The 14,421-nt window shown below is 64.8% G+C and carries 13 protein-coding genes; 2 read left to right on the top strand and 11 right to left on the bottom strand.

The features are described 5' to 3' along the window. The first annotated feature begins 286 nt into the window (after positions 1-286). Complete coding sequence (locus AADZ90_RS01440) at positions 287-2,722, top strand: GcvT family protein (RefSeq protein WP_367309536.1); 2,436 nt, start codon at positions 287-289, stop codon at positions 2,720-2,722. A 368-nt stretch (positions 2,723-3,090) separates the two neighbouring features. Here AADZ90_RS01440 and AADZ90_RS01445 read toward each other — a convergent pair whose 3' ends face one another. Genes AADZ90_RS01445 through fabA form a run of 3 tightly spaced genes read right to left on the bottom strand, consistent with a single transcriptional unit; the run spans position 3,091 to position 5,639 of the window. After that, positions 3,091-3,879, bottom strand: a complete 789-nt coding sequence (locus AADZ90_RS01445; protein WP_367309535.1) for an enoyl-ACP reductase FabI — start codon at positions 3,877-3,879, stop codon at positions 3,091-3,093. 5 nt (positions 3,880-3,884) lie between these two features. Further along, on the bottom strand, positions 3,885-5,114 hold the full coding sequence (gene fabB / locus AADZ90_RS01450) for a beta-ketoacyl-ACP synthase I (protein WP_367309534.1): 1,230 nt from the start codon (positions 5,112-5,114) through the stop codon (positions 3,885-3,887). A gap of 12 nt (positions 5,115-5,126) precedes the next feature. Continuing rightward, positions 5,127-5,639 carry a bifunctional 3-hydroxydecanoyl-ACP dehydratase/trans-2-decenoyl-ACP isomerase gene (gene fabA / locus AADZ90_RS01455; protein WP_367309533.1) on the bottom strand — a complete coding sequence of 171 codons (513 nt, stop codon included), beginning with the start codon at positions 5,637-5,639 and terminating at the stop codon, positions 5,127-5,129. Between the two features lie 147 nt (positions 5,640-5,786). On the opposite strand from fabA, the gene irrA reads away from it, so the two are divergent. Beyond that, entirely contained in the window at positions 5,787-6,218 is a 432-nt protein-coding gene (gene irrA, locus AADZ90_RS01460) for an iron response transcriptional regulator IrrA (RefSeq protein WP_367309532.1), read from the top strand. A 6-nt stretch (positions 6,219-6,224) separates the two neighbouring features. On the opposite strand, the gene AADZ90_RS01465 is transcribed toward irrA, so the two are convergent. The 8 genes from AADZ90_RS01465 to AADZ90_RS01500 are packed head-to-tail and all read right to left on the bottom strand — an operon-like array spanning position 6,225 to position 14,405. After that, positions 6,225-7,211: an aldose epimerase family protein gene (locus AADZ90_RS01465; RefSeq protein WP_367309531.1), complete on the bottom strand. Its 987-nt coding sequence runs from the start codon at positions 7,209-7,211 to the stop codon at positions 6,225-6,227. After that, positions 7,208-9,106, bottom strand: coding sequence for a beta-galactosidase (locus tag AADZ90_RS01470; protein ID WP_367309530.1), 1,899 nt, complete (start codon positions 9,104-9,106; stop codon positions 7,208-7,210). Before AADZ90_RS01470 ends, AADZ90_RS01465 begins: the two co-directional genes overlap by 4 nt. An 18-nt stretch (positions 9,107-9,124) precedes the next feature. Further along, the gene (locus tag AADZ90_RS01475) at positions 9,125-9,976 is read right to left on the bottom strand and encodes an SMP-30/gluconolactonase/LRE family protein (protein WP_367309529.1); all 852 of its coding nucleotides are present in this window, start codon (positions 9,974-9,976) and stop codon (positions 9,125-9,127) included. Then, positions 9,973-10,593, bottom strand: a complete 621-nt coding sequence (locus tag AADZ90_RS01480; RefSeq protein WP_367309528.1) for a 2-dehydro-3-deoxy-6-phosphogalactonate aldolase — start codon at positions 10,591-10,593, stop codon at positions 9,973-9,975. Before AADZ90_RS01480 ends, AADZ90_RS01475 begins: the two co-directional genes overlap by 4 nt. Then, positions 10,572-11,459 carry a 2-dehydro-3-deoxygalactonokinase gene (locus AADZ90_RS01485; RefSeq protein WP_367309527.1) on the bottom strand — a complete coding sequence of 296 codons (888 nt, stop codon included), beginning with the start codon at positions 11,457-11,459 and terminating at the stop codon, positions 10,572-10,574. Before AADZ90_RS01485 ends, AADZ90_RS01480 begins: the two co-directional genes overlap by 22 nt. Continuing rightward, on the bottom strand, positions 11,456-12,220 hold the full coding sequence (locus AADZ90_RS01490) for an SDR family NAD(P)-dependent oxidoreductase (RefSeq protein ID WP_367309526.1): 765 nt from the start codon (positions 12,218-12,220) through the stop codon (positions 11,456-11,458). Before AADZ90_RS01490 ends, AADZ90_RS01485 begins: the two co-directional genes overlap by 4 nt. Then, complete coding sequence (locus AADZ90_RS01495; RefSeq protein ID WP_367309525.1) at positions 12,217-13,557, bottom strand: alpha-glucosidase/alpha-galactosidase; 1,341 nt, start codon at positions 13,555-13,557, stop codon at positions 12,217-12,219. Before AADZ90_RS01495 ends, AADZ90_RS01490 begins: the two co-directional genes overlap by 4 nt. Beyond that, positions 13,557-14,405, bottom strand: a complete 849-nt coding sequence (locus AADZ90_RS01500; RefSeq protein WP_367309524.1) for a carbohydrate ABC transporter permease — start codon at positions 14,403-14,405, stop codon at positions 13,557-13,559. The genes AADZ90_RS01495 and AADZ90_RS01500 overlap by 1 nt, the downstream gene beginning before the upstream one ends. Positions 14,406-14,421 lie beyond the last annotated feature (16 nt).

The raw sequence follows: 14,421 nt of genomic DNA on the forward strand, positions 1-14,421 counted from the left end.
ATGAGACATACCGAGGTAAGGCTGTCGTCTTATGGGCTGAGGTGCCGATGACGGCTTTCCGCGGACCTGGACGCTTCCCCAAAGCAGCGTCATCCTAGGCCCCCGTTTTGCCGCCCGCAAGGCCCGGCGACACCCCCGGGTTCGCTTCGGCGGCCGGAGCGGCGAGCCATTCTCCCGCCCACCCAAAGACAGGTTCGGATCTTCCGGCACGCCCGGGTTTCTGTTGACTCCCGCACTCACGACGGCGCCATGCATCAGAAGGCCAGGTCAGAAAAGGACGGTTGCGATGCGGGATCAGGCAAGGGTCGTGGTGATCGGCGGCGGGATCGCGGGCTGCGCGACGCTCTACCACCTGACGCAGGAGGGGTGGACAGACGTCATGCTGATCGAGCGGGACGAGCTGACCTCCGGCACCACATGGCATTCCGCCGCCCAGGTCACCAATTTCGGCATGACCCAGACAATGGTCGGCCTGAAAAGCCGCTCCATCGCGCTCTATCAGGAACTGCGGGACGACCCCGATTACCCGGTCGGCTACAATTACGGCGACGGCGGCATCCGGCTGGCCAATACCGAAGCGCAGATGGACGGCTACCGCCACTTCGCCTCGATGGCCGCCGGGATGGGCGTCACGTTCGAGGTGATCGATGCCAGGGAATGCGCCCGCCGCCACCCGCTCATCACCACCGAGAACCTGCTGGGCGGCCTCTGGGACCCGACCGATGGCCATATAGATCCCGCACAGCTCTGCCAGGCGCTGGCCCGGCGCGCCCGCCTCGCAGGCGCCGAGGTGAACCGCCACACCCCCGTCACCGGCCTGACCCAGCACCCGGACCACAGCTGGACCGTCCACACCGAAAAGGGCGACGTGCGGGCCGAGATCGTGGTCAATGCAGGCGGCTACCGCTGTAACGAGATCGGCGCGATGATGGGCGTCAGCCACCCCGTCGCCTCGATGGAGCATCAGTACTTCCTGACCGAGGATATCCCGGCGATCGCCGAAGCCGGGCACCGCATGCCGCTGCTGCGCTGTCCGATCAGCGACTATTACTGCCGGCAGGAGAAGGGCGGCCTGCTCCTCGGCTTCTACGAACAGGACTGCCGCAGCTGGGGGATGGACGGCATCGATCCCAAATTCTCCAATGACCTCTGCCCCGATGATCTGGACCGCGTCACCGACGTGCTGGACGGGGCCTTCGCCCGGATGCCCGTCCTGATGGAGGCCGGCATCCGCGAGGTCGTGAACGGCCCGATCACCTACACGATCGACGGGGCGCCGCTGGTCGGGCCGATCCCCGGAAAGCGCAACGCCTATTGCATCATCGGGCTGCGGGCCGGGCTCGGCGAAGGCGGCGGCCACGGCTGGCTGCTCGCCCAGCAGATCGTCCATGGCGAGGCGCAATACGACACCTGGGTCATCGATCCGCGCCGCTTCGCCGGCCACGCGACGGTCGAACTGACAGCGCTGAAGGCGATCGAAGACTACCAGAACGAATTCCGCTTCCACTTCCCCCACGAACACCGCCCCGCCGGGCGACCGATGAAGACCACACCGCTCACCCCGGTCCTGGCCGCCGAAGGCGCCGTCTTCGGCACCGTGAACGGGTGGGAGCGGATCGATTACATCAGGCCAACACCCGATTTCACCGAAACGCTCGGATTTGGCTTCAACGAGGTGCACGATGTGGTGGCGGAAGAGGTCACCGCGGTCGCCACCGCCGTCGGCCTGACCGAGGTTTCGGGCTTCAACCGGGTCGAACTGACCGGCGCCGACATGCACCGCGTCCTCGATCGCATTGTCTGCGGCACGGTGCCAAGGCGCCCGGGCCGGGTCGGGCTGTGCTACCTGCTCAACCACCAGGGCACACTGAAAGCCGAAGCGACGATCGCCAACATCCCTCCGTCCCCCAGGGGCGGGGCCCGCATCTGGTACGGCTCCGCCGCGGCGTCGGAATACCACGACATGGACTGGCTGACCGCCCATCTGCGCGGGGATGAGGACGTGACGATCCGCTCCTTAACCAACGCGCAGACGACACTCGTTCTGGCCGGACCCAAGGCGCGCGACGTGCTCTCGTTAGCCTCACGAGGCGACTGGTCGCGCGCGGCGTTTCCCTGGCTCTCGGTGCGCGAGGCGTATGTCGGCATCGCACCCGCCACCGTTCTGGGCGTCAGCTTCTCGGGCGAACTCGCCTACGAGATCCACGTCCCCAACGAAAGCCTCCACGCCGCCTATGCCGCGCTGCGCCGCGCGGGCGAGGCGCATGGCCTTCGCCTGTTCGGATCGCGCGCCGTCGACTCGATGCGGCTGGAGAAGGGATTTCTCCACTGGAAGGCTGACATCCTGACCGAGTTCGATCCGTTCGAAACCGGCCTCGACCGGTTCGTGAAACTGGACAAAGGGGATTTCGTCGGCAGGGAGGCTTTGATGACCCGGCAAGACGCCGGCCCCACCCGCAAGCTCGTGACGCTAACGATCAACACGCGGGACGCCCCCGCCCATCCCGGCGCCTCCGTCCGCATCGGCGGGCGCATCGTCGGCACAGTCACCTCCGGCGACTGGGGCCACCGGACGGGTCTCAATCTGGCCTATGCGTTTGTTGATCCGGCTGTCGCCCCCGAGGGCTCGGACGTCACGGTCGATATCCTCGGCGACCCGATCTCGGCACGTGTCATTCCCCCTGCACCCTACGATCCGGACCATAAACGGATGAGGGCCTGATCGCCGCCGAACACGGGTCTCCGACATCGCCAATTAGGAGGGCAAAGCGAGGTACGCTAAACACTTGTTTTAAATGATAGAACCAGAATTGGACACGAAATGGAAACTATACCGTTATTTTCGAAGTCACTTCTCGAAAATCCGAAACACAGAAATGGCCGTTGCGTCCAACCCCCTCCGTGCGCACCATTAATCGGGCGAATTCCGCCGGTCCCCTCCGACCAAATACCGACGGAAGTCCGACAGGGTGCCGACACGCCAAATCGCCAACTCACGCAGCCTTAACGGATGATTCGCGGCCAATCCGCCGTTGTGGCGCCAAAACTGTCCGTTCCAGCCATTAACAAGCAGTCAGGATCTGTGGCGACTCACAGGTTTTCCGATTGCGGCATCCCAAGCACGTGATACCCGCCATCGACCCGGATGATCTCCCCGGTCGTGCAGCATCCGGCGTCCGAGGCAAGGTAAACCGCCGTCCCGCCCACCGCCTCAAGCGTCGCATTCGCCCGCAACGGCGCATTGGCATCCGTATGCTTGAACGTCTTCCGGGCGCCTCCAATGGCCGCCCCCGCCAACGTCTTCATCGGCCCGGGCGAGATCGCGTTCACCCTTATTTTCTGGGGCCCGAGGTCATTCGCCAGATACCGGACAGCGGCCTCCAACGCCGCCTTCGCCACGCCCATCACGTTGTAATAGGGCGTCACCCGGGTCGACCCCTGATAGGTCAGCGTCAGGATCGTCCCCCCCTCGGGCATCAGCTCGGACGCCCGCCGCGCCACGTCGATCAGCGAATAGCACGAGATCGACAGCGAATGGCGGAAGTTGTCCCGCGTCGTGTTGATGAACCGCCCCGTCAGCTCCGACTTGTCGGAATAGGCGATCGCGTGGACAACGAAATCCAGCGTCCCCCACTCCTCCTTCAGCTTCGCGAAACACGCCTCCATCGACGCGTCATCCGTCACGTCCACATCCAAAAGAAGCTCTGATCCCAAGGACTTGGCCAAGGGCTCCACCCGCTTCCCGAACGCCTCTCCCTGGTACGAGAACGCCAGCTGCGCCCCCTCCTCGGCCATGGCCTTCGCGATGCCCCAGGCGATCGAGCGATCATTCGCGACCCCCATGATCAGCCCGCGCTTTCCGGTCATCAAATCCGCCATCGCTCTTATCCGTTATATTTCGAAAGCAGCATCGACCCATTCGTCCCGCCGAAGCCGAACGAATTCGTCATCACCGTATCAAGGCCAGCGTTTTCAACCAGTTGCGTGGCAATCTCGCGCTCCTGGATCGCCGGATCCAGCGTCTCGACATTGATCGAGGGCGCGATGAAATCCTGCTCCAGCATCAGCAGGCAATAGATCGCCTCCTGCGCCCCCGCCGCGCCCTGGCTGTGGCCTGTCATCGACTTGGTCGAGCTTACAGGCGGTGTCGCCCCCTCGCCGAAGGTCCGTCGGATCGCCTCTATCTCTGGCACATCCCCCGCCCCGGTCGAGGTGCCGTGTGCATTGATATAGCTGACGTTTCTGCCCTCGGGCAGCGTCCTCAGCGCCAGCTGCATCGCCCGCTCGCCCCCTTCGCCGGAGGGGGCAACCATGTCATGCCCGTCGCTCGTCGCGGCAAAGCCCGTGACCTCGGCATAGATCTTGGCACCCCGCGCCACGGCCCGCTCCAGATCCTCCAAAACGACGATCCCGCCGCCCCCTGCGATCACGAACCCATCCCGGTTCGCGTCAAAGGCGCGAGACGCCTTCTCCGGCGTGTCGTTGTACTTCGACGACATCGCCCCCATCGCATCGAACAGGCACGACAGCGTCCAGTCCAGCTCCTCGCCCCCGCCTGCAAACATAACGTCCTGATTTCCCAGCATGATCTGCTGGGCCGCGGATCCAATGCAATGCAGCGAGGTCGAACAGGCCGAGGTGATCGAATAGTTGATCCCCTTGATCTTGAACGCCGTCGACAGGTTCGCGCTCACCGTCGACGACATGCATTTCGGCACCGCGAACGGCCCGATCCGCTTCGGCGCACCCTTTTCCAGAACCGTCTGATGCGCCTCGAACATCGCACTCGTGGATGGCCCGCCAGAGCCCGCGATCAGCCCCGTCGACGGCGACGACACCTCGTCGGCCGTCAGCCCCGCATCGGCAATCGCCTGCTCCATGGCGAGATAGGAATAGGCCGCTCCCGGCCCCATGAAGCGCATGATCCGCTTGTCGATATGCTCCGCCGGGTCGATCTTCAGCGTACCGGCGACCTGGCTGCGGAACCCCCGCTCGGCCATCTCGGGCGAGGCTTCGATCCCCGACCGGCCCGCCTTCAGCGCCTCGGTCACCTCGGCGGCATTGTTCCCGATGGGAGAGATCACGCCCAATCCGGTCACCACGACACGACGCATCAGCAACCCCCGTCAGCTTTCGGCGGTCGCAAGACCGACCTTCATCCCCGTCACGGTGCACACCTCTTCGCCATCGGCAAAGACTTTCCCGTCGGCGACACCCATCTTCAGCTTGCGGTCGATAACCCGTGTGAAATCAACCTCGTACCGCACCAGCGTACGATCCGGCCGCACCATCCCGCTCAGCTTCACTTCGCCCGCTCCAAGGGCGAAACCCTGCCCCTGCCAGCCGCGCCAGCCCAGGTTGAACCCGGTCAGCTGCCACAGCCCGTCGACCATCAGGCATCCCGGCATCACCGGATTGCCCGGGAAGTGGCACGGAAAGAACCAGAGATCGGGCGAGATGTCGAACTCTGCGACAACATGCCCTTTGCCATGCGCCCCGCCATCGCCCGAGATATCGGTGATCCGGTCCATCATCAGCATCGGCGGTTCAGGCAGTTGCGCGTTGCCCGGCCCGAAAAGTTCGCCGCGGGCACACTTTAGTAACGCTTCCTTGTCAAACTGCGTCGGGTAGTCGGCCATGGGCGGCGGCATCCTTGGTGATGGTCCGGATCCTTCGCGCCGGTCTACCACCGCGCTCGCCGCAAGGGCAAGGCAGAGGCCACACTCCGCTGCGTCCTTCCCGAAATAGTTTGAACCATCAAAGCCTTCTCCCATATAAAGGGGGTGATGACAGCGAAACTGACAGACAGTGTTGCGCAGGACCGCGCGGGGGGATGGCTGGCCGAGGCCGGTCTGCGCCCGACCCGTCAGCGCGTTGCGCTTGCAACGCTCTTGGTGGGCGATGGCAAGGATCGCCACGTCACCGCCGAAAGCCTGTTCGACGCGGTATCGACGTCAGGCGAAAAGGTGTCGCTCGCTACGGTCTACAACACTCTCCGCGCCTTCTGCGAGGCGGGACTGATGCGGGAAATCACGGTGGACGGGTCGAAAAGCTACTTCGACACCAACATCACCGACCACCCGCATTTCTTCTGGGAAGACAGCGCAGAGCTGTCGGACGCCCCCGCCGAAGAGCTTGAGATCAAGCGCCTGCCCGAAGTCCCCGAGGGCGCCGAGATCGCGAAAGTCGATGTCGTCATCCGACTGCGAAAGACCTAAGCCCTTCTAATCCTTCGAAAATGTCCACCGCGTGACCTGCCGGTACATCTCGCCCGGCCGCGCGATGATCTGCGGCCAGTCAGGATAGCTCGGCGCGTCCGGCCACCCCTGCGCCTCCAGCGCCACCCCCCGATGCGGCCCCAGCGGGCGCCCCTCGTGATCCGGCACGCCCAGATCCGTCATCTTGTAGGCGTCGTACAACTGCAGCCCCGGCTCGGTCGTCTCCAGCACCATCCGGACCCCGGTCCCGGCCGTCAGCTCCGCCACCCGGGTCAAAGGCCTCTGCGCGTCGGCAAGGATCATATTGTTATCATAAGGTTTTTCGAGGTTCAGCCGCCGCTCCTCCCGGAAGTCATACCGCGTCCCATCCACATCGGCGATCTCCCCGGTCGGCAGCCCCGTGGCGTCATGGAGGTGATAGCGCTCCGCCGCGATCTGCAAACGATGATCCGCGACGGTCTCCGCCCCGTCCAGGGTCCAGTAAGAGTGATTGGCGAAGTTCAGAAGCGTCGGCGCGTCCGTCTCTGCCTCGACCGTCAGCGTCAACGCGGCGTCGTCCACCGCGTAAGTCACTGACACAGAACGGTTTCCCGGAAAACCACCCTCGCCATCCGGCAGCGTGATCTCCAACCGCACCAACCCTTCATCATGATCCGCGACAGTCCACAGCTTCCGATGCGTCCCCGCACTCGCCGAGTGCAGCGTGTTGCGCCCCTCATGGTTCGCTTCGAACCGGTATTCCGCCCCGTCGATCACCGCCCGCGCGCCAGAGATCCGATTGACCACCGGCCCCACAAGGCCCCCGAAACTCGCCATCCGGGTCAGGTACGGCTCGACCGTCCGTGTCCCCACCGTAAGCGCATGCGACACACCCTCAAGCCGCACATCCTGCAGGATCGCGCCCCAACTCAGCACCTTCGCCGTCAGGGCACCGCCAGACAGCACGACCTGATAAATCGCTTCCCCATCAGGGGTTTGCCCCACCTCGATCATAGCTCTTCCCGATGCACGCCTGCAGGCGGAATGACCGTCCCCTGCCAGTCCAGAGCATCCGGCGCGTAGTTGAAAACGAACAGATGCGTGTCCGTCCGCCGCACCCGCAGCCCGTCGGGCAGATCCATCGGCTCCAGCCCCGCACTCTCCGCCAGCTCGGCGACCATGCGATAGAACGTCTCCTCATCCGGCCACCCGGCAAGGTAATGACGGTGCCCCGTGCTCGCCAGAACCGGCTGGCCCGCCACCGTCACCCACCCGGCATCGGCGGTCCCGTCGATATGCTCGAACCAGCGGTGGATATGGCCCCCGCCATCCAAAGCGATCCGCTCAGACGGGGGCAGGCTCTCGGTCAGCGTGATCGCAACATCCAGCCCCGGGATGCCGGGCCCCAGAGGCGTCGGGATCGCGAACTCCTCCGTCTTCGTCCCCGTCCGCGGCCCGAACAGGATCTGCCCCTGCGCCGTATGCAGCGCTTTCGGCAGCGTCAGAAGCCCCGGCGCCAGAACCAGAGCATACTCCCCCAGATCTTCCGCATCCGGCGGCAGGATATCGATGTCGAACCCGCACCGCCTCAGCGCCCGATACGCCGACAGGGCCAGATCGAACCCGTTGAACTCCGCCCCCTGCGGCTGGATATCCCAGGCCCAGCAGCCCTCGTAATCAAAGATCAGCGCCGCCTGCGCCTTGCCCGTACCGGCCTCAGGCGCCTCCGCCAGTTCCCGCGCCACCTGTGCGGCTTCGGCGAGCGCCGGGGCCGGCGCAGCATCGGGGCGCAACAGCCCCGCATGGTTCTGCTCCTGCGCGAACGGCGCCTGCCGCCAGCGGAAATAGCAGACCGCCTCGGCCCCATGGGCAAACGCCTCCCACGCCCAAAGCCGCGCCATCCCGGGCAGCGGCGCGGGGTTGTGCGGCGCCCAGTTCACCGGGCCCGGCTGCTGCTCCATGATCCACCAGCGCCCCTTGCCGACCGACCGATAAAGGTCGTGGTGAAACGCCTGATTGTCCGGATCGCCCTGCCGCAGAAACCGCTGCCTCTGTGCCTCCGTTCGGTCGAGCCGGTCCGACAGGAACCCGATCGGATAGCTGTCCCAGCTCGCGATATCCAGATCCGCCCCGACCGCCCAGTGATCGAACGCCACCTCGCGGCCCATATAGTTATGGATCAAGGGCGTATCCGTCAGCGGCCGCAGCACCTCGACCTGCGCGCGGTTGTAACGGACCACCTGATCGGACGAGAACCGCGCGAAGGCCAGCCGATGCGACGGGTTCGCCTCGGTCACGGTCAGGTTCGGCGGGTCGATATCGTCGAAGCTCGCATATTCCATCGACCAAAAGACGTTGCCCCAGGCTGTGTTCAGCGCCTCGATGGTCCCATAGCGCTCGGCCAGCCAGATCCGGAACGCGTCCCGGGCCGCTTCGGAATAGCTGACCACCGTGTCATGGCAGCCATACTCGTTGTCGATCTGCCACGCCGTGACCCTGTCGTCACGCCCATACCGCTCCCCCATCAGGCGCGCGATCCGCACCGACTCCTCGCGATACCCGTCATGGGAAAAGCAGTAATGCCGCCGCGACCCGAACCCCCGCTTTCGCCCCTCCGCATCGACGGCCAGCATGTCGGGATGCCGGTCCAGCATCCAGCGTGGCGGCGTCGCCGTCGGCGTCCCGAGCACCACCTTCAGCCCCTCACCCGCCAGCACCCCGATCGCCCGATCCAGCCAATCCCAATGGAAATCCCCTGGAATCGGCTCCAGCCGAGACCACGCGAACTCCCCGATCCGGACCCAGACCAGCCCCGTCTCGCGCATCATCCGGGCATCCTCCGCCCAGCGCTCTTCCGGCCAGTGCTCGGGATAATAGCAGACGCCAAGGGCGCGTTTGAGGTCGGTCATCTGAAGGCTCCCCGATGGTCAGAGGATGACTTGGTGTTCCGGCTGCCCCTCGGCAATGTCCGTCGCCACAAAGGTCTGGCCCGACAGCGGATGCTGCTCCTTGTGGACGTCCGAAAGGCCCTCGGCCGCCGACGTACAGTAAAGCGTCGTGCCGCCGAAGGCCGGGCATGTCGTCTGGGCGGCGGGGAACTTCACCGCACGTATGAAGGACCCCTCCGAACTATAGCACGCCACCCGAAATCCGCCCCACTGGGCGTTCCACAGGTTCCCCTGCGCATCGCAAACTGCGCCATCGGGCCGCCAGTTGTCCTGCGACAGATCCAACCACGGCTCGGGATCGCCGGAAGGCCAGCCGTCTTTCTCCGATAGCGCCACCCGCTGGATCACCTGCGTCGGCGTATCGGTGAAATAGGCGAACCGGCGGTCGGGCGAGAAACAGATCGCGTTCGAGATGGTGATCGGCGCATAGAGCTTCCGAAGCTCGCCGCGGTAATAGCGATAGATCCCCCCCGCGCCCTCCTCGGCATCGATCCCCATCGTCCCGATCCAGAACCCGCCCCAAGGATCGGCCCGGCCATCGTTGGACCGGGTGACGGGATTGTCCGCTTCCAGCGCCGCAACCTCCTCGGTCGTCCCTGCAGCCAGATCATGCAGAAGCAACGCCTTGGCCGACGCGACCAGCAAACGGTCCCGATCGACCCACCCGGCGGCGGAGACATACGTGTCGAACTCCGTCCGGCGGGTCTCGCCCCCCTCACGGGTCAAAAGCGTGTGGTTCAGGATGTCGAACCAGTAAAGCTGTCCTCGCTCAGGATGCCATAGAGGCCCCTCGCCCAGCGTACACACCGTCGGATCATGGACCGCGCTCATCCCGCCGCCTCGTCATAGGCCGCGACAATAGCCCCGGACTTCTCAGCCGTTTCCGACACGCTCTGCCCCGGCTGGTAAAGCGCGGTGCCAATCCCGAACCCGGTGACACCCGCCGCGATCCACTCCGCAAAGTTGTCCGGCCCGGCGCCGCCCACCGCATAGGTCTCGGCCTCCGCAGGCAGCACCGCCTTCATCGCCTTCAGGCCGGCAGGCCCGATCAGGCTTGCCGGGAACAGCTTCAGCCCCGCAGCCTTGTGCCGCAAGGCGGTAAACGCCTCCGTCGGCGTCATCACGCCAGGATAGGCAGCCAGCCCCAGCCGCACCGCCTCGTCGATCACCGGCGTCGCGCAGTTGGGCGAGACGATCATGCGCCCCCCGGCAAGGTTGACCTGCCGCACCTCCTCCGGCGTCAGGACAGTCCCCGCCCCAATCGGCAGATGCGGATACTTCCGCGCAATCTGCCGGATCGAGTCCAGCGGCTCCGGCGAGTTTAACGGCACCTCGATCCGGGTGATCCCGTGAGAGACCAGCGCCTCCGCATGATCTTCCGCCTCGTCTGGCGTCAGCCCCCGCAGGATCGCGATGATGGGCCGCTCTACGTTGGTAACTTCATGCATTCGCGTGCCCTCTTCAGCCCGGCGAGCGTCATCCGCTCGGCATTTGCCTCGATGGCGGGAACGCCCTGCGCAGCAAGCGCCATCATATAGAGCTTCGCAAGCCCCGGCGCCCCGATCACCGCAATCTGCTGCCCCAGCCAATACGGCCGGGCCGCCGCAAGCTCCGCCCCGATCAGCAGGCCGGACAGGCGTGCGCGCAGGCTGTCCTGTGGAATGTCGTTCAGCAGATGATCCGCCCGAATCCCGAACAGCCGCGCCGCCAGCCGTTCGGGCTTGGCCAGCGCATCGTGGACCGCAGCGCGAAAGCTCTCCTCATCGCTCATCTCTCCCGCCGTCGAATGCTTCAGAACCGTATGTTCCGTCAGCGCCGCGAACAGGTCTCCGGTCAGGAAGGTCTGGAACGACACGACCTCTCCCGCGCTCACCTGAACCCACTTCGTGTGCGTCCCCGGCAGGCAGATCACCCCGTCCCAATTCGGGTTGAGCGCCTGGAATCCCGCGATCTGCGTCTCTTCCCCGCGCATTACATCGGGGGGCGTCCGCTGCTTGAGGCCCGGAATGATGCGAACATCCAGATCGCTCTCCGGCCTGGCAGCCTCCTCCCCCAAAGGCACACACGGGATCTGCCGATAAGGCGCCTCCGCCCAGCCCTGCCGGGCCCCGACCATGCCGCAGGCAATCGCGGGGGCCGCCACCCAACCGTCCGTCAACCGACGAAAGGCCCCCTCGAACTGATCTCGCGCAAGCGTCCCCATCCCGTCCGCCGAATGGGCCTCCGCCAGCACTGTGCCAGAGGCCGACATCGCCCAGGCGCGCACGTTCGACGTGCCCCAATCGACCGCGATCCAATCCGGCGCAACGCTCATCCGGTCACGACCACGCCGCCATCGATCACCAACGCCTGTCCGGTCATGGCCTTGGAGATATTGGACGCAAGAAACAGGCATCCACCGACGATATCGTCGGGTTCCAGCGGGTCCTTCAGGCACTGGCGCTCCAGATGCGCCTTCAGCCCCTCCTCCGTCACCCACATATCCTTCTGCTTCTGCGTCAGCACCCAGCCCGGCGCCAGCGCATTGACGCGGATCCGGTCCGGCCCCAACTCCCGCGCAAGCGACCGCGTCATGCCGTTGATGCCGGAATTGGCCGTCGTGTAGATCGGATAGCCCGCATTCCCCATCATGTAGCTGATTGAGCTGAAGTTGATGATCGACCCGCCGCCTGCTTCCTTCATCATCGGAGCAACCGTTTGGCAGGCAAAGAAATAGGCCTTGAGGTTGATCGCGATCATCCAGTCCCAGAACGCCTCGTCCGCCCCGGCGAGCGTATGCCGCTGATCATTGGCGGCGTTATTTACCAAAGTCGTGATCGGCCCATGCAGGTCGCCAGCCTGTTCCAGCGTCTCCCTCAGCGCCCCCGTATCGGTGATGTCGCATGGCATGAAATGCGGGCGATTGCCGGTCTCCCGCTCCATCTCGTCGCAGAACTCGGTCGCGTCCGACCGACCCACGAAGGCGACCTTGGCCCCCTGCCGCAAAAAGCCTTCGGTCAAGGCCGCCCCGATGCCGGAGCCGCCGCCGGTGATGTAGACCGACGCGCCGTCGAGGTCCGGGAAGGTCGCGCTCATGCGGCCTTCCTCACCCGCGCCCAGGCGGGGATCCAGTCACCATGGGCGGCCAGAAGGTCATCCATCAGGCTGCGGATCTGACGCAGGTCCAGCTCTGCCGCCGTATGCGGATCCATGTAGGCCGCGTGATACAGATGCTTCGGGTTCTCCTCGACCAGTGCGCGCACCGTCAACTCCTGCACGTTGATCTGCGTGCGCATCAGGGCCACCAGCTGCGGCGGGATATCGTCGATCACCGTCGGCTGACAGCCATTGGCGTCGATCAGCGTCGGCGTCTCGACGACAGCGCCCGCGGGAAGCTGCGGCAGCTGCCCCCGGTTCGGCAGGTTGCCGATGATCGTCGTGGCCTGGTCGGTCGCGACCGCGTTCATGATCTCGGCCGCGAATTCGTGGGACTTCTTCACCTCGATCTTCTCCGGCGTCCGGAAATCCGCCGCCTGGCTCGTCCATCCCTCGGCCTGCTCGACGCAGCGTTTCGGGTACTCGTCCAGCGGAATGCCGAACGCCTCGATCAGATCGTCCCGCCCCTCCTTGATGAACCACGGCACATATTCCGCGAAATGCTCCGAACTTTCGGTGCAGAAATAGCCCAGATGCTCCATCACCTCGTAGCGCACCTTGTTCTGGCACCGCGGCATCAGAAGCGGCGGCTTCGGCAGCCGCCCCGCGCGATACCCGTCGCGCAAACGAGGGTAGAGCGACTGGCCCTCATGTTCCAACTTCAGGAAAAAGGCGACGTGATTGATCCCCGCCACGCGATGCCGGATCTCCTCCTTCGGCAGGTCCAGGTCGTGGGCGATCTCCTCCACCGTGTTCTGCACGGAATGGCACAGCCCCACGGCCTTTACCTGCGGATACCGCTCGGCCAGCGCCCAGGTGTTGATCGCCATCGGGTTCACGTATTGCAGCATCAGCGCCCCGGGGCAGAGCCGCGCCATATCTTCGGCCACAGACCACAGGTGCGGCACCGTCCGCAGCCCGCGCATGATGCCACCGACACCCATCGTGTCGCCGATCGTCTGGCGCAGGCCGTATTGTTTGGGGATCTCGAAATCGATCACGGTCGAGGGCTTGTATCCCCCGATCTGAAAAGCGGTCACGACGAAATCCGCCCCCTCCAGCGCCTCGGCCTGCCTGGTCGTGGCCGACACCGTCGCGGGCGCGGCCCTCGCCTCGATCAGCTTCTTCGCCACCAGTTCGCTTTCCTCAAGCCGCTGGCGGTCGATATCCATCAGCGCGAAATGCGCATCCTCAAGCGCTTCGAAATGAAGGCAGTCGCCCACGATGTTCTTCATGAAGATCGTGGATCCGGCGCCGATAAAGGCGATTTTTGTCATTACTTGACGGCTCCAAGCGTGAGGCCCGCGATGAAGTGCCGTTGCATGAGGAAGAACATCAGCACGGGCGGAAGGGCGGCAACGATCGAACCAGCGCTCATCAGGTGGTAGGCAGCGCGATACTGGGCATTGAACGAGGTGATCCCGGCGGTGACCGGCTGGCTGTCCGGGCCCTGCGTCAGGACGATGGCCCAGAAGTAATCGTTCCAGATGAAGGTGAAGATCAGCACGGCCAGCGCGGCGATGGCGGGCTTCATCAGGGGCAGCACGACATACCAGAAGATGCGCCATTCGGCGACGCCTTCGACCCGCGCCGCCTCGATCAACTCGTAGGGCAACGCGCGGATGAAGTTGCGCATGAAGAGCGTGCAGAAGCCCGTCTGGAACGCGATGTGGAAGAGGACGAGGCCCAGCTTGGTATCGTAAAGTCCCATATTCAGCGTCAGGTCGCGCACCGGCACCATCAGAATCTGGAACGGCACGAAATTGCCGGCGATGAACATGAAGAAGATCAGAAGGTTGCCCTTGAACCGATAGATCCCCAGCGCAAAGCCTGTCATCGCCGAGAGCGCCACGGCGCCGATCACCGTCGGTACGGTGATGAAGACAGAGTTCAGCAGATAGCGCGGCATGTCCGAGTCGAGGAACACCCGCCCGTAATTCTCGAAGCCCGCAAAGGCCGACGGCAGCCCCCAATAGTTCCCGGTCGTGAAATCCGCGCCCGGCTTGATCGAGAACAGGGCGACCGCGATCAGCGGCAGCAGCCACATGATCAGCGCCAGCGGCAGCAGGCCCTGGTAGGTCAGTTGCCAGGTGCGGGATGTCTTTTCGATCGGAGTGGGAAACATGTCAGGCCTCGCCTCC

The organism is Aestuariibius violaceus (assembly GCF_040779325.2).
GTDB classification, from domain to species: Bacteria; Pseudomonadota; Alphaproteobacteria; order Rhodobacterales; family Rhodobacteraceae; genus Aestuariibius; species Aestuariibius violaceus.